At 30.5% G+C, this 25,284-nt stretch carries 25 protein-coding genes; 1 reads left to right on the top strand and 24 read right to left on the bottom strand.

Translation table 11 applies throughout. The features are described from left to right. From CLOCEL_RS09330 to CLOCEL_RS09245, 18 genes are all read right to left on the bottom strand, one after another. Entirely contained in the window at positions 1-1,332 is a 1,332-nt protein-coding gene (locus tag CLOCEL_RS09330; protein WP_010077179.1) for a DUF512 domain-containing protein, read from the bottom strand. Between the two features lie 131 nt (positions 1,333-1,463). After that, positions 1,464-2,117: a phosphate signaling complex protein PhoU gene (gene phoU, locus CLOCEL_RS09325; RefSeq protein ID WP_010077180.1), complete on the bottom strand. Its 654-nt coding sequence runs from the start codon at positions 2,115-2,117 to the stop codon at positions 1,464-1,466. 148 nt (positions 2,118-2,265) lie between these two features. Beyond that, positions 2,266-4,311: a methyl-accepting chemotaxis protein gene (locus CLOCEL_RS09320; RefSeq protein WP_013291700.1), complete on the bottom strand. Its 2,046-nt coding sequence runs from the start codon at positions 4,309-4,311 to the stop codon at positions 2,266-2,268. Between the two features lie 377 nt (positions 4,312-4,688). Next, on the bottom strand, positions 4,689-5,342 hold the full coding sequence (phoU, locus tag CLOCEL_RS09315) for a phosphate signaling complex protein PhoU (RefSeq protein WP_010077183.1): 654 nt from the start codon (positions 5,340-5,342) through the stop codon (positions 4,689-4,691). A gap of 26 nt (positions 5,343-5,368) precedes the next feature. Further along, the gene (gene pstB / locus CLOCEL_RS09310; protein ID WP_010077184.1) at positions 5,369-6,121 is read right to left on the bottom strand and encodes a phosphate ABC transporter ATP-binding protein PstB; all 753 of its coding nucleotides are present in this window, start codon (positions 6,119-6,121) and stop codon (positions 5,369-5,371) included. 12 nt (positions 6,122-6,133) lie between these two features. Further along, positions 6,134-7,018 (bottom strand): phosphate ABC transporter permease PstA, encoded by an 885-nt coding sequence (gene pstA / locus CLOCEL_RS09305; RefSeq protein WP_010077185.1) that lies wholly within the window; start codon positions 7,016-7,018, stop codon positions 6,134-6,136. Then, positions 7,018-7,944: a phosphate ABC transporter permease subunit PstC gene (pstC, locus tag CLOCEL_RS09300; protein WP_010077186.1), complete on the bottom strand. Its 927-nt coding sequence runs from the start codon at positions 7,942-7,944 to the stop codon at positions 7,018-7,020. Before pstC ends, pstA begins: the two co-directional genes overlap by 1 nt. Positions 7,945-8,011: 67 nt before the next feature. After that, on the bottom strand, positions 8,012-8,914 hold the full coding sequence (locus tag CLOCEL_RS09295; RefSeq protein WP_010077187.1) for a phosphate ABC transporter substrate-binding protein: 903 nt from the start codon (positions 8,912-8,914) through the stop codon (positions 8,012-8,014). A 109-nt stretch (positions 8,915-9,023) separates the two neighbouring features. Next, positions 9,024-10,730 (bottom strand): HAMP domain-containing sensor histidine kinase, encoded by a 1,707-nt coding sequence (locus CLOCEL_RS09290; protein WP_010077188.1) that lies wholly within the window; start codon positions 10,728-10,730, stop codon positions 9,024-9,026. Next, on the bottom strand, positions 10,727-11,431 hold the full coding sequence (locus tag CLOCEL_RS09285) for a response regulator transcription factor (protein WP_010077189.1): 705 nt from the start codon (positions 11,429-11,431) through the stop codon (positions 10,727-10,729). The genes CLOCEL_RS09290 and CLOCEL_RS09285 overlap by 4 nt, the downstream gene beginning before the upstream one ends. A gap of 16 nt (positions 11,432-11,447) precedes the next feature. Beyond that, positions 11,448-12,152: a peptidoglycan editing factor PgeF gene (gene pgeF, locus CLOCEL_RS09280; RefSeq protein WP_010077190.1), complete on the bottom strand. Its 705-nt coding sequence runs from the start codon at positions 12,150-12,152 to the stop codon at positions 11,448-11,450. Between the two features lie 154 nt (positions 12,153-12,306). Further along, a complete protein-coding gene (locus CLOCEL_RS09275; RefSeq protein WP_010077191.1) occupies positions 12,307-12,570 on the bottom strand; it encodes a YlmC/YmxH family sporulation protein in 264 nt (87 codons plus the stop codon). A 95-nt stretch (positions 12,571-12,665) separates the two neighbouring features. Continuing rightward, on the bottom strand, positions 12,666-13,436 hold the full coding sequence (gene sigG / locus CLOCEL_RS09270) for an RNA polymerase sporulation sigma factor SigG (RefSeq protein ID WP_013291699.1): 771 nt from the start codon (positions 13,434-13,436) through the stop codon (positions 12,666-12,668). 73 nt (positions 13,437-13,509) lie between these two features. Next, the gene (gene sigE, locus CLOCEL_RS09265; protein WP_010077194.1) at positions 13,510-14,217 is read right to left on the bottom strand and encodes an RNA polymerase sporulation sigma factor SigE; all 708 of its coding nucleotides are present in this window, start codon (positions 14,215-14,217) and stop codon (positions 13,510-13,512) included. A gap of 20 nt (positions 14,218-14,237) precedes the next feature. Further along, positions 14,238-15,038: a sigma-E processing peptidase SpoIIGA gene (locus CLOCEL_RS09260; protein WP_010077195.1), complete on the bottom strand. Its 801-nt coding sequence runs from the start codon at positions 15,036-15,038 to the stop codon at positions 14,238-14,240. 288 nt (positions 15,039-15,326) lie between these two features. Continuing rightward, positions 15,327-16,427 carry a cell division protein FtsZ gene (ftsZ, locus tag CLOCEL_RS09255; protein WP_010077196.1) on the bottom strand — a complete coding sequence of 367 codons (1,101 nt, stop codon included), beginning with the start codon at positions 16,425-16,427 and terminating at the stop codon, positions 15,327-15,329. Between the two features lie 27 nt (positions 16,428-16,454). Then, a complete protein-coding gene (gene ftsA / locus CLOCEL_RS09250; protein ID WP_010077197.1) occupies positions 16,455-17,702 on the bottom strand; it encodes a cell division protein FtsA in 1,248 nt (415 codons plus the stop codon). Positions 17,703-17,864: 162 nt separating this feature from the next. Continuing rightward, positions 17,865-19,127 (bottom strand): glycosyltransferase family 2 protein, encoded by a 1,263-nt coding sequence (locus CLOCEL_RS09245; RefSeq protein WP_010077198.1) that lies wholly within the window; start codon positions 19,125-19,127, stop codon positions 17,865-17,867. Between the two features lie 446 nt (positions 19,128-19,573). On the opposite strand from CLOCEL_RS09245, the gene CLOCEL_RS23670 reads away from it, so the two are divergent. Further along, positions 19,574-19,699 (top strand): hypothetical protein, encoded by a 126-nt coding sequence (locus CLOCEL_RS23670; protein WP_010077199.1) that lies wholly within the window; start codon positions 19,574-19,576, stop codon positions 19,697-19,699. A 23-nt stretch (positions 19,700-19,722) separates the two neighbouring features. Here the strand turns inward: CLOCEL_RS23670 and CLOCEL_RS09240 are convergent, their stop codons facing one another. From CLOCEL_RS09240 to mltG, 6 genes are all read right to left on the bottom strand, one after another. Continuing rightward, on the bottom strand, positions 19,723-20,778 hold the full coding sequence (locus CLOCEL_RS09240; RefSeq protein WP_010077200.1) for a type IV pilus twitching motility protein PilT: 1,056 nt from the start codon (positions 20,776-20,778) through the stop codon (positions 19,723-19,725). Positions 20,779-20,931: 153 nt separating this feature from the next. Further along, the gene (gene sigK / locus CLOCEL_RS09235; protein WP_010077201.1) at positions 20,932-21,633 is read right to left on the bottom strand and encodes an RNA polymerase sporulation sigma factor SigK; all 702 of its coding nucleotides are present in this window, start codon (positions 21,631-21,633) and stop codon (positions 20,932-20,934) included. Between the two features lie 119 nt (positions 21,634-21,752). Next, positions 21,753-22,376 carry a uridine kinase gene (gene udk, locus CLOCEL_RS09230; protein ID WP_010077202.1) on the bottom strand — a complete coding sequence of 208 codons (624 nt, stop codon included), beginning with the start codon at positions 22,374-22,376 and terminating at the stop codon, positions 21,753-21,755. Continuing rightward, on the bottom strand, positions 22,373-23,605 hold the full coding sequence (locus CLOCEL_RS09225) for a peptidase U32 family protein (protein ID WP_010077203.1): 1,233 nt from the start codon (positions 23,603-23,605) through the stop codon (positions 22,373-22,375). The genes udk and CLOCEL_RS09225 overlap by 4 nt, the downstream gene beginning before the upstream one ends. Before the next feature lies 1 nt (position 23,606). After that, positions 23,607-24,248, bottom strand: a complete 642-nt coding sequence (locus CLOCEL_RS09220) for an O-methyltransferase (protein WP_010077204.1) — start codon at positions 24,246-24,248, stop codon at positions 23,607-23,609. Between the two features lie 12 nt (positions 24,249-24,260). Beyond that, positions 24,261-25,280 (bottom strand): endolytic transglycosylase MltG, encoded by a 1,020-nt coding sequence (mltG, locus tag CLOCEL_RS09215; RefSeq protein ID WP_010077205.1) that lies wholly within the window; start codon positions 25,278-25,280, stop codon positions 24,261-24,263. Positions 25,281-25,284: the final 4 nt, after the last annotated feature.

The following is a 25,284-nucleotide window of genomic DNA, read 5'->3' as shown; positions in this document are numbered from 1 at the left end:
TTATTCCTCCTGACTATTTTCGTTAATTATTTCTATTAAATCTTCTCCGGTATAATCAGTAATTTTTACTGTTGTACCTAATGTATTTTGTATATCACCTATGGTATAGTTATCTAACATAATATTGTCTTCATAATCACCAAGTTCATAACCTTTTCTAAACATCACATTACTCATAATAAGAGTACCCACATCTTTACCCTTAAGCTGATTTATTAAATCAGTTCCTGTTATAAGTCCTGTAACAGTAATAGTTTCACCAAAGTAATTATTAATAATCTTAACTACGTCTATTCTAACCTTAGGACTCTTCTTCATAATTTTTAAAGCAGCTTCCTGTATCTCCTTATACGCAGATACTCCTGTTGGTATTGTAAAATGCCCACATATGTTATCTTTTAAACTATCAACAGCATCTTCAATGTTATCTCTGAACATCCTTATAACACCAATTCCATCTTCTAACTGTTCGAATTCACTATAAAACTCTTTTTCCGGAATAGTCTTTTCTGCTAAAATATAAAATTCATCAGACAACCTAATAAAAGGCTCTCCAATCTCTTTATAAAATTGTTCTTGCAATTTGTTAACTGTTTCTATCTCACTATTTGCAGATTCCTTATCATAAACTTTCAGTTCCTTTAATCCTTCTCTAAACTTTGTAATACCAATAGGAACTGCTGCAACATTTCTTACAGCTGGATATAAACTATATAAGTCATTAATAGTTCTAACTAGCTCTTCTCCATTATTTATTTCTGGACAAAGTACTATTTGAGTATTAATAGTTATCCCTGCATCTGCTAGCTTTTTAAGCTTTTCCATAAGTTCCCCAGCAAATCTATTGTTTAACATTTCTCTTCTTAGTTCTGGATTAGTTGTATGTACAGAAACGTTTATTGGACTAATTCTGTAACGTATTATTCTATCTATGTCATCATCCTTCATATTAGTTAAGGTTATAAAATTCCCTTGTAAAAATGATAATCTAGAATCATCATCTTTAAAATATAGTGTTTCTCTCATACCCTTTGGTAATTGATCTATAAAACAGAATATACATTTATTATGGCAGCTCATAGGCTTATCCATTATACCCTCTTTAAATTCTAATCCTATATCCTCTCCAAATTCCTTCTCAATTTCTATATCCCATATCTCACCATCAGCTTTTTCAATAGTAATGACAACATCTTCATCCACTATGAGATACTTATAATCTATAATATCTTTTACCTCTGTGTCGTTAATCAATAGCAGTTTATCCCCTGCTTCAATACCGACTTCTTCACCGATACTATCTTTATCGACTTTACTGATAATATTTCTCACGTTCTCACCTACTTTTAGGTATATTAAGTCAATATGTACTATAACATTATTTCTTAAAGATAGTCAAGAAATGATTTACTAATAACTTGTATAAAACTAAAAAAGAAGTAAGGCAACTTAATGCCCAACTCCTATTTATTCAAATCTAGATACACTCCCGTTACAAGATAAATGGTATTCTCACATATATTAGTAACATGGTCAGCAGCTCTCTCTAAATATTTGCATACAAATAGTAATTGTGGTAACTGTTCTGTAGCGTTATCTCCCCTCGCTATTATACCTAATACCTCTCCAAAGATATCTCTAAAGATATCATCAACTTCGTCATCCTTTTTGCAGATTGTATAAGAATCATCTACATTAGTATTTAAATAAGCATTTACACCTTCACCTATCATATCACAAACCAACCCAGTCATTTTCTGAATATTTTGTAGTATCTTATGAAACCCTTCATCTTGATATCTAACAGAAATCTTTGCTATATCAACAGCATAATCAGCCATACGTTCTAGATCTGAGGCTACTTTGGTAGCAGAAAAAACTCCTCTCAAGTCTGTTGCCATAGGATTTTGCATTGCGATTAATCTTATAGCTTTGTCGTCTATTTCCTTCTGTAGATTATCAATAACATCGTCACTGTCCATAACTTTAATCGCCAATGCTGAATCATGATTTACTAATGCAGTTACAGCTAAACTTATTTGTTCTTTTGTAGCATCAGACATTTCTAATAAATCCTTATGAAGGTTTTTTACACTTATATCAAAAGATTTTAGCATATGCTTATCACTCCATTTAGTCGTTTGATTTGTAACTATATTATGTATAACTTGAAAATATCACATTATTTTTGTAATAAATAATTATAGAAAGTTAAATATAGTAATTATATATATATTATTTAGTTATTACTTATAAAATATACTTCTACTTTACATCGAAATAATTAACTATCTCTCTCATTTCATTAGTAAGAGAAGTTAAATCGTTTGAAGAACTATCTACTTTTTTGCTTGCCATATTGACATTATCGGAAGAAGTTTTTATATTGATAGTCTTCATAAGTATTTCTTCAGACAAATCCGTAGTCCTAAAGATTTTTTCTAATATCTGCTCTTTTTCTGATTCTACAGCTTCTAATACTTCTATAGTCTTTTCTATTTGTGGGTGTATTGTATCTACTGATTTGATTATTGTAACAAAGGATTTTAAAGCTAAATGGATATTATCCTTCTGCACATCTAACTCATCACTTACTTCTTTTGTAGTACTTACCATAGCTTTTGTATCATTTACGATCTTATTAATTATATTATTAATATTACCTGCTGAGTCATTGCTTACATCTGCAAGCTTTCGTATTTCCTTTGCAACCACATCAAACCCACGTCCATGTACGCCAGCTCTAGCAGCCTCAATTGATGCATTTAATGATAATAAGTTAATTTGTTTAGACAGCTCGTCTATTAATTTTGCTATTTGAGAAATACTTTCAACATTTTCATTAACTTCAACAATTTTTGAAACAAGCTTATTAAATTCAATTGTAGTTATATCAAGTGAACTTACAACGTTGCCCATGTCATTTCCACTATCATCAGCAAGATCTTTTATATACTTTGCACTAGTATCTATCTTCTCAATTGATTCAATCATTCTTTTGAATTCTTCATTAAAAACGTTTAATATAGAGACTATATCTTTTAAAAGATTATTTTGATCATCTACTATCTCTGATACACTTTCTATAGAAGTAATAACCGTACTGGATTCAAAAGATACTTCATTAGATAACTTAAAGAGATTAATTGAACTAGCATCAATTTTATTGGAATTTTCTCTTATTAGATTTATTATATTTAAAAGAGAACCTTGCATATTACTAAGTGATCTACACATATCGCCTAGCTCGTCATCTCTAGATAAAAGTTTCTTATTTATATCAATTGTTAAATCACCTTGTTCAATTTCTTGGACATAAGATACATTACTATATATTATTTTTGAAAATCTCCTTGATATCAATAATATAGCTATTGAGGATATCGCTAATATTATAATCGCTATAACAATAAGCAATGAGCTGATATTAAGTGCTTCTTTTAAAACTTCATTTCTGCTCATAGTTATTCCTAAAGACCAACCAGTGTTATTAATTGAAGAGTATGCAATCATATATTGAACACCATTATTTTTATATTTATCTGTACCAGCAATATTATTTAACATGTCCTTTGCAACAATTCCTAAATCACCGACTTTATTTATTGACTTATCTTCTAAAAGATTTATCCTATCAAAAACTAGATTTTTGTTTTCATGAGCAATAAGAGTTCCTTGTTTATTTATAATAAACGCACTTCCTCCATTTGCTATTATAAGATTATCTGTTATATTACTTAAATCATTTCCGTTCCGCATAGCAACAAGTACACCACTAACCTTATTGTCCTTATTTCTTATTGGAACAGCGTAGTTAATCTCTGAATTTCTTACAGCTGTATCAATTATAGGTTCACTAACAACAGCTTTTCCAACAACAGCTGTTTTAAAATATTCTGTATCACTTATATTTTTAGTTATTCTATCATTATAAGTAATATTGCCGTTCAAATCAGCAATCCCTATTTTAATAACTCCAGTTCTATCAACCTCTTTCTGTAAAATGCTTAATTTTTCATTTTTACTAACATCCATGTCCTTAAAACTTGGATTATTCGCTAATACTTCTAATGAATTAAGTTGACCATTGATTTTCTCTTCAATAGTTTCTGTAGTTTGTATTGCTAAATCCGTAAGTAATTTCTTTGAGTTGTTTTCAATACTATTACTAAATAAAGCTAAAGATATTATTATGATAATAATGGATCCAACTGCGGATAAAAGTCCAAAATAAGCAGTTAATCTAACTTTTATAGATCTAACTCTACCTTTTCTCTTAGACTTCTTTGTTTCATTAGATTTTTTCTTCATAAATATGCCTCCATAATGTTAGTTATAAAATGCATGCACTTAATAATTTTTATCTTTTGTTTGAAACTATGATTATCGGTAACTTAGGATATTTGCCAAAGAACCTCACTTATCTTCTCAGCTATATAGCTGTACATTATAATTCAATACTTAAAGAAAATATTTTTTATTTTGATAGTAGCTATATGTTGCATTGAAGGTCCATAGTAATTAATTTAATTGTTACATATATGGCTCATAAAAGTAATAATTGTTAATTTCTTTTAACAGCTATTACTTACTTTTAACACTTGCATTTTTATCCAAATCCATTCTCTACAATTTGTACAAAAAAGAAAAAAGCGTGTCCTAATTTTCATTAAAACACACTAAAATAATTATTCATTTAAGTCTTTATAATTTCCAGTACATACGTAAATAGTTTGTTCACAAATATTTGTAACATGGTCTGCAATTCTTTCTAAATACTTTACTACAAATAAAAATTGTGCAACCTGGTTTGATTTATCAGTATCTGTCTTTATTAAACTCAAAAACTCATCAAAAATCTTCTTATAGAAGCTATCTATATCATCGTCTCTTTTACCGATATCATATGCATCTTTCATATTTCCATTGATATAGGCATCTACACCATCTGTAATCATTTTTACAACTAAATCAGCCATAACCGGTATATCTAGAAGCTTTTTTATATAATTTTCTTTAGAAAGCTTTTTTGCGATTTTCGCAATATCCACTGCATGATCTGCCATTCTTTCTAAATCCGAACTAACTTTAGTAGCAGAGAAAATATCTCTTAAATCAGTAGCTAAAGGATTCTGCATAGCTACAAGCCTTATGGCTTTATCATCAATTTCTTTCTGCATTTCATCAATAATATCGTCCTCAGCTATAACCTTATTAGCTAAGCTTATATCCTGAGTTTGCAATGCTTTTACTGCATTATAAATTTGTTTTTCAGTTTCACAACCCATTCTTAATAGGTCATTGTGTAATTCTTTAATACTAATGTCAAAAGATTTTCTCATTTGATAATTCCCCCCTGTGTTAATTCTTATCCAAATCTTCCGGTTATATAATCCTCTGTCCTCTTATCCCTTGGATTATAGAATATATCAGAAGTTTTTCCATACTCTACAACTTCTCCATTTAAGAAGAAAGCTGTATTATCTGCAACTCTACCAGCTTGTTGCATATTATGTGTAACGATTATAACCGTATATTTTTTCTTTAGCTCATCCATCAACTCTTCAACTTTTAAAGTTGAAATAGGGTCTAATGCTGATGTAGGTTCATCCATTAGAATTATCTCTGGCTCAACAGCTAAAGTCCTTGCTATACATAATCTTTGTTGTTGCCCCCCTGATAATCCAAGTCCACTTTTCTTTAATCTGTCTTTTGCTTCTTCCCAAAGTGCAGCCCCTTTAAGACTTTTTTCAACGATTTCATCTAATTGTGCCTTATTTTTTATTCCATGTATTCTTGGTCCATAAGCTATATTGTCATATATCGACATAGGAAAAGGATTTGCTTTTTGAAACACCATTCCTACCTTTTTTCTAAGATTAATTATGTCATAATCTTTATTATAGATGTTCTCATCTTCATAAATTACTTCGCCATCAATTCTCACTATATCAATTAAATCATTCATCCTATTAAGAGTTCTTAAAAATGTTGACTTTCCACAACCGGATGGTCCGATTAGGGCAGTAACTGCATTTTTATCTATTTCCATATTTATACTTTTTAGTGCATGGGCTGCACCATAATGTAAATTCAAATCTCTTGTGGATATTATACTCATGCTATTGCCTCCTTACTTTTGTCCTGTGTAGCTACTATGAATTTTCTTACCTAATATTCTAGCTGCTATATTAAAAATTAAAACCATTGTTATAAGCACTGCTGCTGACTTAGCAGCTACAATCTTTGCATCTGGAGCTAAAGCTTCTGAATTAAGCTTCCAAATATGCACTGCAAGAGTTTCTGCTGGTCTAAATATATTAAAGGGATTTGCTTTACTAGTCATTGATGCTGCTATCCTTGTAGATGGTGCACTCATTCCAGCAGTATATATAAGTGCAGCTGCTTCACCAAATATTCTTCCTGCCGCTAAAATTACACCTGTTAGAATTTGAGGAACTGCAGAAGGTAATATCACTTTTTTAATAGTCTGCCACCTTGTAGCTCCAAGCCCAAGACTAGCTTCTTTAACACTTTTTCCTGCTGCTTTTATAGCATTTTCACTTACCCTTGTTAATGATGGTAGATTAATAATTGCAATAGCTAAAGCTCCTCCAATTAACGTAAATCCCCACTTAGTAGTATTTACAAAGATTAATAACCCAAACAATCCAACAACGATTGATGGAAGAGAAGACATTGTTTCTAAACATAATCTTATAAAGTTTAGTAACCTTCCTTCTTTAGCGTATTCTGAAAGATAAATACCAGCACCTATTCCTAATGGTATAGTTATTGCTAAAGATAATATAAGCAAATAGAAGGAGTTGAATAATTGTGGTCCTATACCACTACCAGCCTCTGAAGCATTAGCTTTCCCAAATAAAAACTTAAAGTCTAGAAATCCCCATCCCCTTATTATTATAGCTCCTAATAATACTGTCAGTAGGGTTACTACTGAAATAGCTATTATATATAAAATACAAGTCCATATTTTATCGTAGGTTTTAGCATTCATTATTTAACTTCTCCTCTTCTACCTATAGCTCTTATTATTAATATAAATATGAACGATACAATTAAAAGTAATGCAGCTAAGGTCCAAAGTGCATGATATTCTGGCGTTCCTTTTATTGCATTTGCCATATTCATAGTTAGGATTCCAGTTAAAGTAGTCGTAGGAGATAATATGCTATCTGGTATCTTAATTGTATTTCCGATAACCATCTGAACAGCTAAAGCCTCTCCAAAAGCTCTTGCTAAACCAAGAACTATCCCTGTAAATATTCCATTAGATGCTGCTGGTAAAACTACCTTTTTAATTGTTTGCCATCTAGTTGCGCCAAGTCCATAGGATGCCTCAATGTATTCATGCGGTACAATTTTTATGGCATCTGCTGCAAGCGAAGCAATTGTTGGCAAAATCATAATACTTAAAACTATAATTCCTGCAAGCAAGCTAAACCCAGTACCACTGGTAACATTTTTTATAAAGGGAACAAGGTATAAAATACCTAAAAGTCCATAGACAACCGATGGAATTCCAACAAAAAGTTCTAAAGAAGCTTGAATTAGCTTTTTCCCATATCCTTTAGAGATATGATTTAAAAATATAGCAACAGCTACAGCAATTGGTGCACTTAAAATAACTGCTCCAATTGAAACCAAAGCTGATCCTACTATAAATATTACAGCTCCAAATTCCCCTTTTTCCATACTCCATTCTTTAGAAAATAGTATTTGTCCTATAGTATATTTGTCTTTTATAAATATTTGCAGACCATTGTAAATTACAAAAAACATTATGGACAAAGTTAATACTACAATTAACAATCCACATAATGTTGCATAAGTTCTTCCAATTTGTTCATTTTTGATGTTCTTAAGCATTCTCATTTTCTTACTGTTGCTATTAGCTGCAATAACTGTATGATTTTTCTCCATAGTCACACTCCTCATATAAAGGCTTTGTAAAATATGGTTGGTTTTTTCAAACCAACCATAGCTTTGGTTATTTTTTTAGTTCACTCATAGGAATATATCCCATGCTTTTAATTGTTTCTGTATCATTCATTAAGAAATCTATGAATCCTTTTACTTCATTTTTAGGTTCGCCTTTTGTAACCATGTATCCATATGACCAGAATGGATATTTATTTGCTGCTATATTTGCAACCGTATTTTCAACACCGTCAATTTTTAAAGCTTTTATTTTTACTTTATCAGTTACGTATGAAGATGAAAGATAGCTTATAGCACCTTTTGAACCTTCTACAGCTGTAACGACAGTTCCTGAAGAATCTTGTGCTGTTCCAAGATCTTCTTTAACAGCTACACTACCCATAATTGTTTTTGTAAATACAGCTCTTGTACCAGATGTTGCTGGTCTGTTAATAATTTCAATTGCAACATCTTCTCCACCAACTTCTTTCCAGTTCTTGATTTCACCAGAGAAAATTTTAGCTATTTGGTCTTTTGTTAAATTATCAACTTTGTTATCTTTGCTTACTACCATAGCAAAGCTTTGAGCACAAATCTTAGTATCAACTAATTCCGCTGCCTTAGCTTCATCTTTTATTTTATCTTTTGCTGGAACATCAGAATTTCCTATTTGAATATTACCTTCAGCTACTTGGTTAACACCTGTACCTGAACCACCACCTTGAACATTGATAATGCAATCTGGATATTTATCCATAAACTTTTTAGAAGTATTTTCAACTAATTGTTGAAGCGCTGTAGATCCAGCCGCAGTAATTGAACCTGAATAATTAGAATTGTCCTTGTTTGTATCTTCTGTCTTACTTTCCTTATTATCAGTAGACGCCTTGTCATCGCTACAACCACTTAATACTCCAGCAAACATTGTCATTGCCATTAATGCAGTTGTTATAAGTAATGTCTTCTTTTTCATATTGTAATTCCTCCAATTAAATTCATAGTTATTGTGATTACAATAATAATTATATTCAACATCAGTTAAGCTAATATTACGCCATTGTTAAGAAAATTTAACAATACACTTAAGCTTTAGGAACTTTCACAATAAATTTTGTTCCTTTTCCTATCTCACTTTCTACATCTATTGTACCCTTAAATTCAAGTATTATGTGCTTTACAATAGCCAATCCAAGACCTGTCCCACCTCTGGCTCTTGATCTAGCTTCGTCCACTCTATAAAACCTCTCAAAAATCCTATTTAAACAAATATTTTCAATTCCAATCCCATTATCCTCAACGGTAATAACTACATAGTCCTCTTTTAAGAAGCATTGAACTTTAACAAAACCATTTCTATCTGAGTATTTTATTGCATTATCGATGAGGTTTATAAGCATTTGTTTAAACTTATTTTGTTCTCCAGATACAATTACAGTTGTATCTGATATATCATAAGTTAATTGAATTTCTTTTTCATCAGCAATAGGCTTAAGTAGTAAAAATACATCTTTTATTATTGCATTTACTTCTATATCCTCATATAATTTGTCTTTATGTGTTTCTATATCAGATAAAGTTAGAATGTCATTAATAAGGGATGTCAACCTATTTGCTTCTTCGTTAATTATATTTAGAAATTTTTCCTTTTTATCATCCTCTTTTACATATCTCAAAGTTTCAGCAAAACCTTTGATAGAAGTTAATGGTGTTTTCAGCTCGTGAGAAACATTTGCCATAAACTGATATCTTAAATTTTCTAATTTCTTAATATCTGTTATATCTTGAACCACGGCAACTCTTCCGATTATTTCATAACCTTTTCGTATATAAGCAGTTTTTATCCTTAAACTTCTAGGCTGTGGATGTCTTATTTCTATTTCTTTTGGTACATTATTATTAGCCTTGATAATTTTCTCAATTTCTATATCCCTTACTAAATTTATTATTTTTTCTCCCAATACATTAGTTTTGATACCAAAAATTTTTTCTACATAAAGATTGGTTAGTATTACTCTATCCTCGTCATCTATTGCAATTACCCCACTCTCCATACTTTCCAGTATAGCTTGTAGTGTATTTTGCTCTTCTGTAAGCTTATTGATAGCTGCTTCCATCTTAGAAGTCATAATATTAAAAACTCTTCCTAAATCCCCAACCTCATCTTGGCTATAAATTTTTACCCTACTTTCAAGATCTCCTCTGGATATCTTAGACGCAGTCATCTGAAGTTCTTTTATTGGCATAACTAATCTATTAGCTAAAGAAGTTGATATATATATTGTTACAACAGATAAAAGTGATAATACAATCACATAATATTTAAGATAATTTTTCTCTATCTCAAATGCCCCTTCCATATGCATGGAAGTTCTTAAAATATATCCATTATCTAATTTTGTTGCATAATACATCATATTTTCTTTCAACGTTTCACTATATCTTGTTGAATACCCTTCGCCATCTTCTCTAGCTTCGATAACCTCTATTCTATCGTTATGATTTACTTTTTCAGCAGCTAGAGATTCTGAGTCATATGCAACCACTCCTTCAGGGCTAATCAATGTATATCTTCCTAAATCAATTGATACATTAGACAATAATTCTATCAACTCATCTATTGAAAGATTTTTTTGCTTGTATAATTGTATTAGCATAGCATTATCTTTTTGCAAATTATCCTTGGTTCTATTTCTCTCTTGCATGTTTCCTATAATATAAAAAAGGATTCCGGAAATTAAAGTTATAATAGTTAAACATAAAATGAAATATGTTATTAGTTTCTTTTTCATACAGTTTCCTCATCGTAACTAAACCTGTATCCAATTCCCCTGATAGTTTCTATATATTTTGGACTACTATCATCATCCTCAATTTTTTTCCTTAGGTGCCTTATGTGAACATCCACTGTTCTAGTTTCTCCAATATACTCATAACCCCAAATTTTATCTAGTAATACATCCCTAGTCAAAACTTTTCCTCTATTCTTAACTAGAATATTTAGTAGTTCAAATTCTTTTAAGGTTAAATCTACTTTAATATCATTTTTTCTCACTTCATATTTACTAAAATCTATAGTTAACTCTCCAAATCTAGAATTAGTTGAAACTGCTACTGTATTAGTTCTTCTTAGAACAGCTTTAACTCTTGCTAACAGTTCTCTAATTGAGAATGGCTTAGTAATATAATCATCTGCTCCAAGCTCAAGTCCTAGAATTTTATCAAGTTCATCACTCTTAGCTGTAAGCATAATTATAGGAATTTCTGAAATTTCATCATCCCTTCTTATTTTTTTGCATACTTCCATTCCACTTATACCTGGAAGCATTAAGTCCAAGAGAATAAGTGATGGTTTTTCTTTTTTAGCTATTTTTCCAGCTTCAATTCCATCATGAGCAGTTAAAACTTTATACTCCTCAGCTTCTAAGTTATATTTTATTAATTCAACAATATGTTCTTCATCATCAACAATAAGTATCTTTTCTTTAGCCATCAATTTTACATCCTCTCTAACTTATAAATATAAAAGAAAAATTTCTACCTGATTTTTCTTTATCTCTTCTGTAAGAATGAAAGATAATATCTTCATCACATCTTGTGCAAAGCTCCATATCTATTATATTTTCCACCTTTACACCAAACTGTTTTAATTGAGCGCTTATACATGACGATAAATCTAAGTTTCTACCATTATTTATATTAATATCTTTATAGATTTCTTTACTTTTAAAACTATTGATTAAATCATCACTTACCTCATAACAGCAGCTTCGAATATGTGGTCCAATTACAGCTACAATATCTTCGCCATTAACATCATATACTTTTTTCATTTTTATAAGAGTCTTTAATGTAATCTCATCATAAGTCCCTCTCCATCCACTATGAATTGCTGCTATCACATCTTTCTTTTCATCAAATAATAAAACAGGTACACAATCAGCTGTAAAGACCCCAAGTGCAACTTGCTTTTTATCTGTTATAATAGCATCTCCTTCTGAAGGTATTCCATCAAACTCTTTAATTATTGTACTATGAACTTGATTTAAGTATCCTATGGACTTTACGTTATATATTTTTTTTATATACTCAATATTTTTTATAAACTCACCACTCTTAAGAGACATATCAAACTTTGATTCTCCATTGGTACAAACAATTTTTACCTTTCCATAGTTTCTTTCAATAAAAATTTTGCTTATGTCATATTGCATACTACCCCTCCAACATAAATATATCACTATCATAAAACATTAACTTGTTTTTTCTTAATTATTAACTTAAGTTTAACATACAAGGTAAATAAGGTATATAGTTCTATATACCCCGTATATATGTCTATATACCTAGTAAATACGACTACACACCTTACTCTTCATCAATATATTCTTCTCCATCTATAAGAATAACATCTTGTCCTACCTTATGTATTTTTTCCCATGAAATTTCTATATCTTCACTTTTACTAAACCATGTGGATTGTTTCTTATTATCTGGAATAATTATTGATACAACTTTATATCTGTCACAGTCTATTCTTAAATCTTTTATATAACCAAGTTTTGTTCCTGAGTTTATATCTATAACCTCAAGTTGTCTTACATTATTTATAGAAAACATAGCTTTATTCATTATACCATCCCCTAAAATTAATGTTCTTTTCATTATAATAATATGACGATAATAAAAAAAAATAACCCCTTCATTAAAAATGAAGGAGTTATTTTTTATACATGCTTTCTCATATGTCTTAGTGCATTTTTTTCTAACCTTGATACTTGCGCTTGAGATATACCAATTTCATCAGCAACTTCCATTTGGGTTCTTCCATCAAAAAACCTCATATTTAATATTAGCTTTTCTCTATCGCTAAGTCTTTTCATAGCTTCTTTTATAGCTATATTCTCTAACCAACTTTCGTCCAAATTTTTACTATCACTGATTTGATCCATAACATAAATAGCATCACCACCATCATGATATATAGGTTCAAAAAGTGAAACCGGCTCTTGTATTGCATCCAATGCAAAAATTACTTCTTCTTTTGCTACATCTAGTTCCTTAGCAATTTGATATACTGTAGGCTCCTTGTTATTTTCTGTCAAAAGTTTATCTCTTACTTGCAATGCACGATAGGCTATATCTCTTAAGGATCTACTTACCCTTATGGAATTATTATCTCTTAAATATCTTCTTATCTCTCCTATTATCATAGGCACCGCATAAGTTGAAAATTTTACATTCTGAGTTAAGTCAAAATTATCTAGAGCCTTTATAAGTCCGATACAGCCAACCTGAAATAAATCGTCAGCATTCTCCCCCCTATTATTAAATCTTTGAATAACACTAAGTACAAGCCTCAAATTTCCTCTAATGAACTTTTCTCTACTAATATAATCTCCTGCTTTCATCTTGTCTAATAATTCTCTCATCTCGTGTTCTTTTAAAACCGGTAGTTTCGAGGTATTCACGCCACAGATTTCAACCTTGTTTATCATATCGTATCAATCCCTTCAGAATACTAACACTTAAAGTATCTCCTACAGAATTAAAAATTATACTAAAAACAAACTATACCATTTTGTTTATTTCTTTTTTTAATCTTCGAATTATTCTTTTTTCTAATCTCGATATATAAGACTGAGAAATTCCTAGCATATCTGCAACTTCTTTTTGAGTTTTCTCATTGCATCCATTTAATCCATATCTTAATTCTACTATTTGTTTTTCTCTTTCATTAAGCTTTCTGAGTGCTATGGAAAGCAATTGCCTATCAACCTCATCTTCTAAAAGATTATATATATTATCGTTTTCAGAACCTAAAATATCTGATAACAATAACTCATTGCCATCCCAATCAATGTTCAATGGCTCATAAAAAGATATTTCAGCCTTAACCTTACTATTCCTTCTAAGGTACATAAGTATTTCGTTTTCTATACAACGTGAAGCATAGGTCGCAAGCTTAATCTTTTTCTCTGGATCGAAGGTATTTACAGCCTTGATAAGTCCAATTGTACCTACTGAAATTAAATCCTCGACTCCTACTCCTGTATTTTCAAATTTTCTTGCAATATAAACTACAAGTCTTAAATTTCTTTCTATAAGTACAGATCTTACAGCTTCTTTACCAGTGCTTAACTTACCTACTAATTCTTCCTCTTCCTCTTTTGTAAGTGGTGGAGGCAGTGCATCATTTCCACCTATATAATAAATTTTTGAGAAGGTTAGCTTAAACCTAGTTATTATTTTATTTAATAGTATCAACAGTTTATTCATGTGTCACCTCACTATAGAAATCAAATAATCCCTCTAGATAATAAACTATTATAGCTATTATCATCACTGAGCTTCCCCTTTGTAAAAGCTATCATTGCTATTTTCTTCTGTCTTTCACCTTTTGAATTTTTAATTATAATATAATCAGCCTTTATACCTTTAAGCTTTCCTGAATTCCCAGATACAACTTGATATGGTATATCATAAAAATCCCTCTCATTACTTATAAGCTCTTGAAAGTCACATTCTTCAGCTATTATCACAGGTAGATTTGTGATGGGCTCTCTCAATTCATTACCTGTATCTAAAAAAGCTTTCATTGAATATAGTTTTCCTTGTATATATATATCTAGCTCATATACTAATGCTTTTATTTGTATTTGGCCTTTAATAAATGTGTATATTCTTTCTCCAATAAAAAAAAGTATTATTAAAGAAAGAACTAATCCTTTTGATGAGAAATTAATTAAATATCCCTTGTAAGTTAACGCATTTGGATTATTTCCCTCTAAAAATATGCATATCCCTGCAAGACACATAGATAAAATTATATATGTTATAGTAGTGCTAAAATAAAATTTAATTTTTTCTTTTGGAAAAGATATTAATATCATAATTAGAGGAACTATTAGTTTTACGGGCATAGTTGTTAGATATTTATTTTTCAAGAAAAATGTTATTATGTAAAGTGCGCCTAAAAAAGCCCCTAAAAGTAACCTCCAAAAGGAGAACTTAGTTCTTACAACTTTACCTGTAATAAACAATAAAAAATAGTTTACTATAAGATTCTGTATTAATAACACATCTATATATACTTTCACCCGTAGCCCTCCTTTATGTTTTATTATACATACATATAACTTAGAAAAATGTCATATCCTACTAATTTTAAAATTTTTAATGCCCTATATTTTTCTATAAAATTATATTTTTTACACAGGAATTTATATAGATAAACCTTAAAATAATATACCTCTATATAAAATAATTTTACTGTCTGATGATATTTAACCATTAGTCAACAATTCAAGTTAAGAATTATTTTATAATTTTAAATAAAAAAAGATGCTTTGAAAGCATAAAGCTACAAAGCATCTTTTTTTATTAAATTACATTTTTCTTCTTCTTAAAAAAGCAGGTATTTCTATATTATCAGATGTATAGCCTGTTGTAGTTGTAGTAGCTACTTCATTCTCAACAGCACTTTGAGGTACTTCTGGAGTAGGAGCTGGTTTGAAAATAGGTTTTTCTATTTTATCGCTCTCAAAACCAGTAGCTATAACTGTAATTATTACCTCATCCTTTAAGCTTTCATCTATTACAGCACCAAAAATTATATTTGCATCTGGATCTGCTGCTTCTTGAACAATATTAGCTGCTTCACTTATTTCAAGTAATCCTAAATCTGCTCCACCAGTTACATTAATTAAGACACCTGTAGCTCCAGCTATAGTTGTTTCTAAAAGTGGTGAGGAAATAGCTTCTCTTGATGCATCCTCAGCTCTATTATCACCTTTTCCTCTGCCAACACCCATATGAGCAAGACCCTTATCTGACATAACAGTCTTTACATCAGCAAAATCTAGATTTACAAGACCTGGCACAGTTATAAGGTCAGATATACCTTGAACACCTTGCCTTAAAATTTCATCTGCAAATTTGAAAGATTCAAGTAAAGTTGTCTTTTTATCAACCATTGTAAGTAATCTTTCATTGGGAATTGTTACAAGAGTATCAACCTTTTCCTTTAGATTCTTTATTCCCATATCTGCATGAACCATTCTTTTTCTACCTTCAAAAGGGAATGGTTTTGTAACTACACCAACAGTAAGTATTCCCATTGACTTAGCTATCTCAGCAACAACTGGTGCAGCACCAGTTCCTGTTCCACCACCCATTCCCGCAGTGATGAAAACCATGTCAGCTCCTTTAAGTGCTTGTGCAATTTCTTCGTGACTTTCTTCTGCCGCCTTCATCCCAATTTCAGGGTTTGCTCCAGCGCCAAGACCTTTGGTTAATTTATCACCTATTTGAATTTTTTGCGCTGCATGAGATAATGTCAATGCTTGCTTATCTGTATTTACAGCAATGAATTCAACATTTTTAAGTCCACTTTCTATCATTCTATTAACGGCGTTATTACCACCACCACCACAACCAATTACCTTAATTTGGGCAAATTGTTGAGAGTCCACATCAAAATCTAACACAACGACAACCTCCTATAATTCAAGTTTCTAAAAAAATTCTTCTATAAATCGTTTAAACTTAGAAATAATTCCTGTCATTTTATCTGAATCTTCTATTTCCTCATTAATCGTCTCATCTATTTTATCGTCGTCACAAGCAATTTCTTTAAACTGTTGACTATAATATTCATAAACATCATTAACGACAGAGATAGCACCAACATATATAGGATTTGATACACCTATAAACTTACCATTTTCAATTCTACATGGCTTATTTAATATCTTTCTCGTAAGTTCAAGACTTCCTTTGAAAGCTCCAAGGCCTCCACCTACAATTACTATACCAGACAATTCATCATAATAACCACTATTTATTATAGATTCTTTAATCATTAATAGAATCTCTTCTACCCTTGCATAAATTATCTCATTTAATAATGATTGTTCAATTTCCACTTCGTTATTATAGGCTCCAGATATCTTAATTTTGTTATTCACTTCTTGCATAGATAAATCTCCATGCATTATCTTTAACTTTTCGGCTTCATTAATCATAAGCTTTAAACATAAAGATATATCGCTAGTTATTGTATTCCCACCAACAGTCAACGATTCATTAAATAGCAGCTTTCCATCCTTAAAGATGGAAATATCAGTTGTCTCAGAACCTACATCAACAATTACTGCACCAATTTCTAACTCACCCTTCTTGAGCACAGTTTTTGATAAAGCTGTAGGTTGAAAAACATTGGATTTTATAATAATACCTGCTTTTGTTATGCTCTTAAACAGATTATTTATAACAGTATCTTCTGCTAAGATTACAAAAGAATCTAATTCCAAGCGATTACCGCTCATTCCTATTGGTTCCTTAATATTTTCGTATCCATCGATTATATACTGAAGAGGTTCAACACCTATTATCTTCATATTATTAGGAACTGTGATCATTTTAGCTGACTCTAATACTCTTTCAATGTCACTTTCTTTGACTTCTTTATCGTCAGAAGATATAACAACAATCCCTTTATTCCAAACTAACTGACAAATTGAGCTAGGTAAAGATAAAAAAACTTCCTTAATATCTATATCCACAATCTTTTCTATTTGTTTTTTGCATTCTAGAATAGCTTGTGAAGTTTTATCTATATCCACCACCACAGCCTTCTTGATACCTTCGCATTGAACTGAGGTAAGACCTATTATCTGAATTTCGCCATTAACCTGCGTTCTTCCAACAGCCATACATACCTTAGATGATCCAATATCTAACCCCACAATATAATCACTCATTAAAGTTAACCTCCTTAATAAGAGAACCCACATTGCTATTTATTCAACATGCTCATCAATATTCCTCTTTTTTTTAAGTCATTTTATAAAAATATTGTTAATCTTTTTTTTAAATATATTAATATTTGTTCATAAAAAAACAAAAGGGTGGAATCCCACCCTTTATATTTTTTCTAACTCTGAAATCTCTACACTTCGAGTATGTGAAGTATGAGACCATTCCTTTTTATTCCTGTCTATAATCCCTTGAATAGAGATAGGTACCCAAGTTAAAGTGTATATTGGGTAAAGCACATACCATAACATAGTCTTTAAGGTAAGTTTTTTATCAAGCCATAGTACAAAAGGTGTATAAAGTATAGCTACTATTAAAGAAGCAATTGTAAAAATCATACTCGGAACACTTGAAATATCAAACACCTTATTTAGGTTATCAAAAATGAAAGCATTTATGTAATTCCTAAAAATGAATAGAGTAGATATTCCTATAAGTATAGTGAAGTATGGCTGAATGCTATATAATGCACAATCAAGCATCGTCCAACTTCTTTTCTTGATTCCCTTTTTAACTAACTCAAAGAAATATCTGCTTGCGACATCTGCATATCCTTGCATCCATCGTTTTCTTTGATTCCAAGATTGCTTTAATGTTATTGGTTTTTCATCATAAATAAGCGCATCATGAGCCCAACCAACCTTCTCACCATTTAAGATGAGCTTACATGTAAACTCTAAATCTTCTGTTAAACAAGTAGCACCCCATCCAAACTTTTTAAGAGTATCAACAGTTATACAGAATCCAGTACCACCAATCTGATTTGAAAAGTTCAAATTCGATTTAGCTAGTTGCATCATTCTGTTTGCTTGCCAAAATCCTATAGAATAACCACCTGTAATCCATGAATCGTTAGGATTTTTACTATCAAGATATCCCTGAACAGCAGAATATCCTTCACAAAGTTTATTATTCATTTCCTTTAAGAAATTCCTTGAAACTAAATTATCAGCATCAAAAATTGCAACAGCATCATATTGTTTTTCCATTTTAAATAACTTTGCAAACATCCATTCAAGAGCATATCCTTTTCCTCTTTTATCGATGCTTTTTCTTTCAAAAACTAACGCACCTGATTTTTCACCAATTTCAGCAGTTTTATCATCACAGTTATCAGCGATTAAAAATATATCATATAGCTCTTCCGGATAATCTAACTTTTTCAAACTATCTATGCTATATTTTATAACCATTTCTTCATTATGTGCAGCGATTATTAATGCAAATCTTTTAGTAGGCACTGAATCTGCCTTCTTTTTGCCTTTATATAATCCAAAAATCGACATTACAACATAGTATAATGAAATTATAAACACTACTTTTGACGAGAAATATCCTATGCTTAATAAAATATCAGTAATTAATTGCACTGATTATCCCCCCTAATCCAAGAACTATTTTAGCACAAAGTAATCAGAAATACTATAACAAAATTATAGTATTTATCATTGAGTCAAATAATTATTTTTTTATTTCCAAGTAAATATCTTCTTTTACAACAACCTCATTTTCTCTCAAATATATGAATAGTGAATAAAAATACAGGATTTATGAGTAAAACTACATATAACATATATTCCTTTGAAATAAAATAGATTTAACTGATTTTTTAGCTGTTTTATACGTTTTTTTTAAAATTGATTGAATTTTTGATTAATGATATAATGAAATAGGAAAAACAACATTGCAAGAGAATTTTATGAAAGGTTGTAATAATCATGTTTTCCCAGGTTTTTTATTATAAATCCTATTTGTAAAGTTCCTATTTGTATTATTTCTAAAGCATATAAATTTATACAAATAGGAGGAAATACGTATGAATACTAATTCTTCATCTGTTAAAACCAGTAAGAATATTATAAAGGACGAAACAACGACTAAAAAGATTTTAGGTAGTTTTCCATCTAATTGTCCAAAAATCATAGATTATTTTTCATTTTAAAAAAAGAGCCTAAGGCTCTTTTTTTATAATGTAATCATTCTCTCAACCATATCCTTTTCTACTGCAAATAACATGGCTGTTTCATACGAAATGATTTTCTTCTTGTATAATTCTACAATAGACATATCCATAGTCTTCATTCCATATTTACTTCCTGTTTGTACAGAAGATTGAATTTGATGTGATCTTCCTTCTCTAATTAGGTTCTGTATTCCAGGAGTAACAATCATAGTTTCTAACGCTGCTACTCTACCATTTCCATCAACTGTTGGAACCAATTGTTGTGATACTACTCCTTGTAGTACTGCTGAAAGCTGAACTCTAACTTGCTGTTGCTGGTGTGGAGGAAATACATCAATTATTCTATCTATTGTTTTTGCTGCTCCAATTGTATGAAGAGTAGATAATACTAAATGTCCTGTTTCAGCTGCTGTAATAGCAATTGAAATGGTTTCTAGATCTCTCATTTCTCCAATCAATATTACGTCCGGGTCTTCTCTTAAAACAGCTCTAAGTGCATCTGCATAACTCTTGCTGTCTTTTCCTATTTCTCTTTGATTAACAATACATTTATTATGTTTATGCATATATTCAATTGGATCTTCAAGAGTTATAATATGCTGAGCTCTTGAAGCATTTATTTCATTAATCATCGCAGCTAACGTAGTGGTTTTACCACTACCAGTTGGCCCAGTAATTAATACAAGACCTCTCTTTTTATTTGAAAGTTCCGTTAGTATAGATGGCATTTCTAAAGATTTAAGAGATGGAATAGCAAGCCCTACTGATCTTAAAGCTAGAGCATCACTACCTCTTTGTTTATATATATTTACTCTATATCTACCAGTACCACTCATAGAATATGAAATATCAATTTCCCCATTCTCTATATATTTCTCATAACTTTCATCGCCTAATATTTGCTTAGTAAAAGCTTTTGTATCATCTGGTTTAAGAATATCAGAACCAAGTGGAGTCAATTCCCCATTTACCCTTATCATTGGTGGTACACCAACAGTCAAGTGTAAATCCGATGCTCTTTTTTCCGCTACTTTATTTAGCATTTCATTTAAGTCCATGCGTATTTATCCCCCGTCACATTTTATCTATTATTATATATTAATAATAATAATATATATATCTATCTTAAATCAAGGGGAATTTATAATATAATAAACTTTTTTCTTAAAAAAGCATCCTATTTAAGAAAAAATTCTTAAATAGGATGCTTTTTAACCATTAACATTTACTGATAAATACTTGTATAATTTTTTTAGAGCTCTTTTTTCTATTCTAGAAACGTAAGACCTAGAAATTCCTAAAAGCAGTGCTATTTCTCTTTGTGTCTTTGGCTTTCCATTGATAAGTCCATATCTCATTTGGATTATTGTTTTTTCTCGTCCTTTTAGACATTTTTCTATCTCTTCATATAGTTTAGCTATCTGCATATTATTCTCAACAATTTCAATAACTGAATCTTCTTCGCTGCTAAGCACGTCCATTAACGAAATTTCATTACCTTCTTTATCAACACCTATAGGATCTTGCAAATATACTTCTCCTTTTGTTTTCTTGCTATTTCTTATAAGCATCAAGAGTTCATTTTCTATACATCTTGCTGCATAGGTCGCAAGTCTTGTTCCTTTATCAACATTAAAGGAGTCTATAGCCTTAATTAAGCCAACAGTTCCTATTGATATTAATTCATCTGAATCTTTCCCTACACCTGAATATTTTTTCACAATATGTGCAACTAATCTTAGATTCCTTTCAACTAAAATACTTTTAGATAGCAAGTCACCTTCCTTTAGCTTTTGTAAATGATATTTCTCCTCTTCTTCTTCTAGAGGCTTAGGGAATGAATTCCCATTACTAATATAGCCAGATAACATGGTCATATTTACTATCAAGTTCATTAAACTGAAGGTTAACAATGTCAATCCTCCTAAAAGTGCTTATAGTTATAATATGCAAAATCAACCTAAAACTTGCTTCAAATATAAAAGCATCTGTGAATTAAACTTAAGTTAATTTCACAAACGCTTTATATATATTATATACTATTAATTATACGCTCTATATTTGCAACTAATAACTCTATGGCAACAAGATTTTGACCACCTTCAGGAATTATTATGTCTGCATATCTTTTGGAAGGTTCTGTAAACTGCAGATGCATTGGTCTTACATAATTAAGATATTGATTTATGACAGAATCTAATGTTCTTCCTCTTTCATTTATGTCTCTCACTAGTCTTCTTATTATTCTAACATCTGAATCCGTATCTACAAATATTTTTATATCTAAAAGATCTCTAACAGCTTTCTCTTGAAGCACTAAAATCCCTTCAACAATAATAATTTGTTTTGGCTCAACTAAGACAGTCTCTAGCTTTCTATTATGTTTTTCAAAATCGTATTGAGGTTTTTCTATACTTTTTCCTTGAATAAGATCCTTTAAATGCTCTACGAATAATTCTGTATCAAAAGCATCTGGATGATCGTAATTAGTCTTTATCCTTTCTTCAAAAGATAAAGAACTTTGATCTTTATAATAAGAATCTTGTTCAATCATAGTTATATTATTTTCATGAAATTTACTACATATTTCTCTTGAAATAGTACTCTTCCCCGAACCAGTACCACCAGTAATTCCAATTAAAACTGGTCTCTTCATTTGTTATCACCCTTACTTTTTATAAGCATATCATCCTTTTGAAGTTCCTTGTCACATTTAATTGTAAAAATCATTTGTGCAGAAGGAGCACTCTCGATACTTTCTCCTTTTTTGTTTCTCATATCAGCTAAAGTAATGGTAAAGTTTTCCCCCTTTGGAACTAGCACTTCTACAACATCACCATTGTATACTTTGTTCTTCTGTTCAATTGTAGCAATTTTAGTATCCTTATCAAAATCTCTAACAACACCTACAATATCGAACTCCCTAATATAAGAAGCACTTTCATAATGCTGTTTTACTTCATCATCACCAAAATAAAAACCAGTTGTATATGGTCTATGACTAGGTTTTAAAAGATATTCATTCCATTTTGGATTAAATTTATAATTTGAAGGATCTTCAAGATAACTATCTATTGCCTCTCTATAAGCTTTAACCACTGAAGCAACATAGTATGCACTCTTCATTCTTCCTTCAATTTTAAAGGAATCAATCCCTGATTCCATTAATTCCTCTATATGTTCAATCATGCATAAATCTTTAGAGTTCATAATGTATGTTCCGTGTTCATCTTCTGTTATCTGAAAATATTCCCCAGGTCTTTTTTCTTCAACTAAATGATACTTGAACCTGCATGGTTGTGCACATGTACCTCTATTTGAATCTCTTCCTGTTAAATAATTTGATAACAAGCATCTTCCTGAATAAGACATGCACATTGAGCCATGAATAAAGGCTTCAATCTCACAAGTTTCAGGTAAGGTTTCTCTAAGTTCTTTTATATCCTTAAGACTCATTTCTCTTGCTATAACAATTCTCTTTACACCAGCTTTATGCCAGAAAACTCCTGACTTATGATTTACACTATTTGCTTGAGTGCTTAAATGAATTTCCAAACCTGGAACAGTTTCTTGAGCAATCATTATAATTCCTGGGTCCGCTGCTATTATAGCATCTACACCTAATTCATATAATTCTTTTAAATAATCTTCAATTCCAACCAAATCTTCATTATGTGGAATTACATTTAATGTTACATAAAGCTTTTTACCTCTTGAATGAGCAAATTCAATACCTTCAATTAACTCTTCTGTAGTAAAATTATCAGCAAAAGCTCTTAAGTTTAATCTAGTTCCACCTAAATACACTGCATCTGCTCCAAAGTTTATAGCAGCTTTAAGTTTATCTAAATTACCAGCTGGTGCTAAAAGTTCTGGTTTCTTCATGTCATTCCCTCCTTGTAGTTACTGCAATACCATCTCCCATAGGTATTACAGATGTATAAAGGTTTGGATCCTTTGAAACAATATCAAGATACTTTCTCATTCTTTTCACTATAGTAATTTTTCTTTTACTAACAAGTTGATCATTGGCTACCATACCTCTAAATAGAACATTATCTGCAATTATAATACCGTCTCTATTTAATAGTCTTAAACAATGAGGAAGAAAGTGATTGTAATGACCCTTTCCAGCATCCATAAATATCAGATCAAAAGGCTCTTGAAGTTTTTCTAAAATATCCATACAATCCCCAACTTCAACCTTTATCTTATCTTGAAGTTTTGCTTCTTCTATATATTTTTTTGCAAGTTCTACCATCTCAGGATTTCTTTCAACAGTTGTAACTTCACAAGGGAAGGTCTGCGCAATGGTAATAGCGGAGTATCCAATGGCAGTACCTAACTCTAAGACTCTTTTGGGTTTTTTAATAGCTATCATTGTTCTTAAGAAGTTAATTGTTTCCTTTTGAGCTATAGGAACTCTATTCTCTTTTGCATACTCTTCTAATTCCCCTAAAAGTCCCTGATTCTCAGGAATTAAATTTCTTAAATACTCTTCCATATAGTCAAAAGTTATACCGTTCATTAATAACCTCCATTAATAACCTAATTCTTTTAATTTATTCTCAAAATCATCGTAATTATTTGTGAAATAATGTGATGTTTTATCTACTGAAAGCACATAATATAAATAATCAGTTTGTGATGGATTAAGTGCTGCCATTATTGATTTTTCTCCCGGACTACAGATAGGACCTACTGGTAACCCCTTAATAAAATACGTATTAAAGGGTGATCCTACCTTTAGGTCTTCAAAAGTCACAACATCCTTATGAATCCCTAGTGCATAAAGTACTGTTGCGTCTATTTGAAGCATCATATCCTTATTTAGTCTATTATTAATAACAGATGCAACAACTGCTCTTTCTTCATCTAGTCTAGATTCTTTTTCTATCATTGAAGCCATAGTCATTACAGAATCTAAATTTTCATCTGTTATTTTTCCACCAGCTTGAGATTTTATAGTACTCAGTGTATCTTCAAAAGTTTTAAGAAGTTCCTTTATTATATTCTCTCCACTTTCTCCTTTTTTAAATTGATATGTGTTAGGAAATAAATAACCTTCAAGATTATATCGTTTATCTTTTGATATTTTGATATAACTTGGAACATTATACGCTTTAACAGCAGCCTTAAAATCATTAGCATTAATTATTTCACTCTTCTCTAATAAACTGCTTATATCATCAACAGTATAACCTTCAGGAATTGTTACTTTGATTAATTCCTCGTCAATATCTCCGTTATTTATTTTCGTCATAAAATCCTTAAAGGAGAGATTCTCACCTATTTCATAAGTTCCCGGAACTACCTTGCTATTTATATCATTCAATTTTAGATATATTTTTAATATATATTTGTTCTTTATAAGATTTGCTGAAGTAAGTTCATCTATGATGCTATTGAAATTTGAATTTTCTTCTACAGTTATCTTTTTTTCTTCAGATACATTAAAAGGTTTTTCGCTGACTCTTTCATAGTAAACAACACCTGACACTGTCACTAATCCCACTAAAACTATTAATATAAAAAATATTAGTTTTAACTTTCTCCCCATAGTA

This window comes from Clostridium cellulovorans 743B (assembly GCF_000145275.1).
GTDB lineage: Bacteria > Bacillota > Clostridia > Clostridiales > Clostridiaceae > Clostridium_K > Clostridium_K cellulovorans.
This window is presented reverse-complemented; position numbering and strand designations above follow the sequence as displayed.

What these genes read in the sequence shown, in the direction of transcription:
- phoU (WP_010077180.1), bottom strand. Translation starts at nt 2,117, where the DNA reads ATGCTAAAATCTTTTGATATAAGTGTAAAAAACCTTCATAAGGATTTA.
- CLOCEL_RS09320 (WP_013291700.1), bottom strand. Translation starts at nt 4,311, where the DNA reads ATGAAGAAAAAATCTAATGAAACAAAGAAGTCTAAGAGAAAAGGTAGA.
- phoU (WP_010077183.1), bottom strand. Translation starts at nt 5,342, where the DNA reads ATGAGAAAATCTTTTGACATTAGTATTAAAGAATTACACAATGACCTA.
- pstB (WP_010077184.1), bottom strand. Translation starts at nt 6,121, where the DNA reads ATGAGTATAATATCCACAAGAGATTTGAATTTACATTATGGTGCAGCC.
- pstA (WP_010077185.1), bottom strand. Translation starts at nt 7,018, where the DNA reads ATGAATGCTAAAACCTACGATAAAATATGGACTTGTATTTTATATATA.
- pstC (WP_010077186.1), bottom strand. Translation starts at nt 7,944, where the DNA reads ATGGAGAAAAATCATACAGTTATTGCAGCTAATAGCAACAGTAAGAAA.
- CLOCEL_RS09295 (WP_010077187.1), bottom strand. Translation starts at nt 8,914, where the DNA reads ATGAAAAAGAAGACATTACTTATAACAACTGCATTAATGGCAATGACA.
- CLOCEL_RS09290 (WP_010077188.1), bottom strand. Translation starts at nt 10,730, where the DNA reads ATGAAAAAGAAACTAATAACATATTTCATTTTATGTTTAACTATTATA.
- CLOCEL_RS09285 (WP_010077189.1), bottom strand. Translation starts at nt 11,431, where the DNA reads ATGGCTAAAGAAAAGATACTTATTGTTGATGATGAAGAACATATTGTT.
- pgeF (WP_010077190.1), bottom strand. Translation starts at nt 12,152, where the DNA reads ATGCAATATGACATAAGCAAAATTTTTATTGAAAGAAACTATGGAAAG.
- CLOCEL_RS09275 (WP_010077191.1), bottom strand. Translation starts at nt 12,570, where the DNA reads ATGAATAAAGCTATGTTTTCTATAAATAATGTAAGACAACTTGAGGTT.
- sigG (WP_013291699.1), bottom strand. Translation starts at nt 13,436, where the DNA reads ATGATAAACAAGGTTGAAATCTGTGGCGTGAATACCTCGAAACTACCG.
- sigE (WP_010077194.1), bottom strand. Translation starts at nt 14,217, where the DNA reads ATGAATAAACTGTTGATACTATTAAATAAAATAATAACTAGGTTTAAG.
- ftsA (WP_010077197.1), bottom strand. Translation starts at nt 17,702, where the DNA reads ATGAGTGATTATATTGTGGGGTTAGATATTGGATCATCTAAGGTATGT.
- CLOCEL_RS23670 (WP_010077199.1), top strand. Translation starts at nt 19,574, where the DNA reads ATGAATACTAATTCTTCATCTGTTAAAACCAGTAAGAATATTATAAAG.
- CLOCEL_RS09240 (WP_010077200.1), bottom strand. Translation starts at nt 20,778, where the DNA reads ATGGACTTAAATGAAATGCTAAATAAAGTAGCGGAAAAAAGAGCATCG.
- udk (WP_010077202.1), bottom strand. Translation starts at nt 22,376, where the DNA reads ATGAAGAGACCAGTTTTAATTGGAATTACTGGTGGTACTGGTTCGGGG.
- CLOCEL_RS09225 (WP_010077203.1), bottom strand. Translation starts at nt 23,605, where the DNA reads ATGAAGAAACCAGAACTTTTAGCACCAGCTGGTAATTTAGATAAACTT.
- CLOCEL_RS09220 (WP_010077204.1), bottom strand. Translation starts at nt 24,248, where the DNA reads ATGAACGGTATAACTTTTGACTATATGGAAGAGTATTTAAGAAATTTA.
- mltG (WP_010077205.1), bottom strand. Translation starts at nt 25,280, where the DNA reads ATGGGGAGAAAGTTAAAACTAATATTTTTTATATTAATAGTTTTAGTG.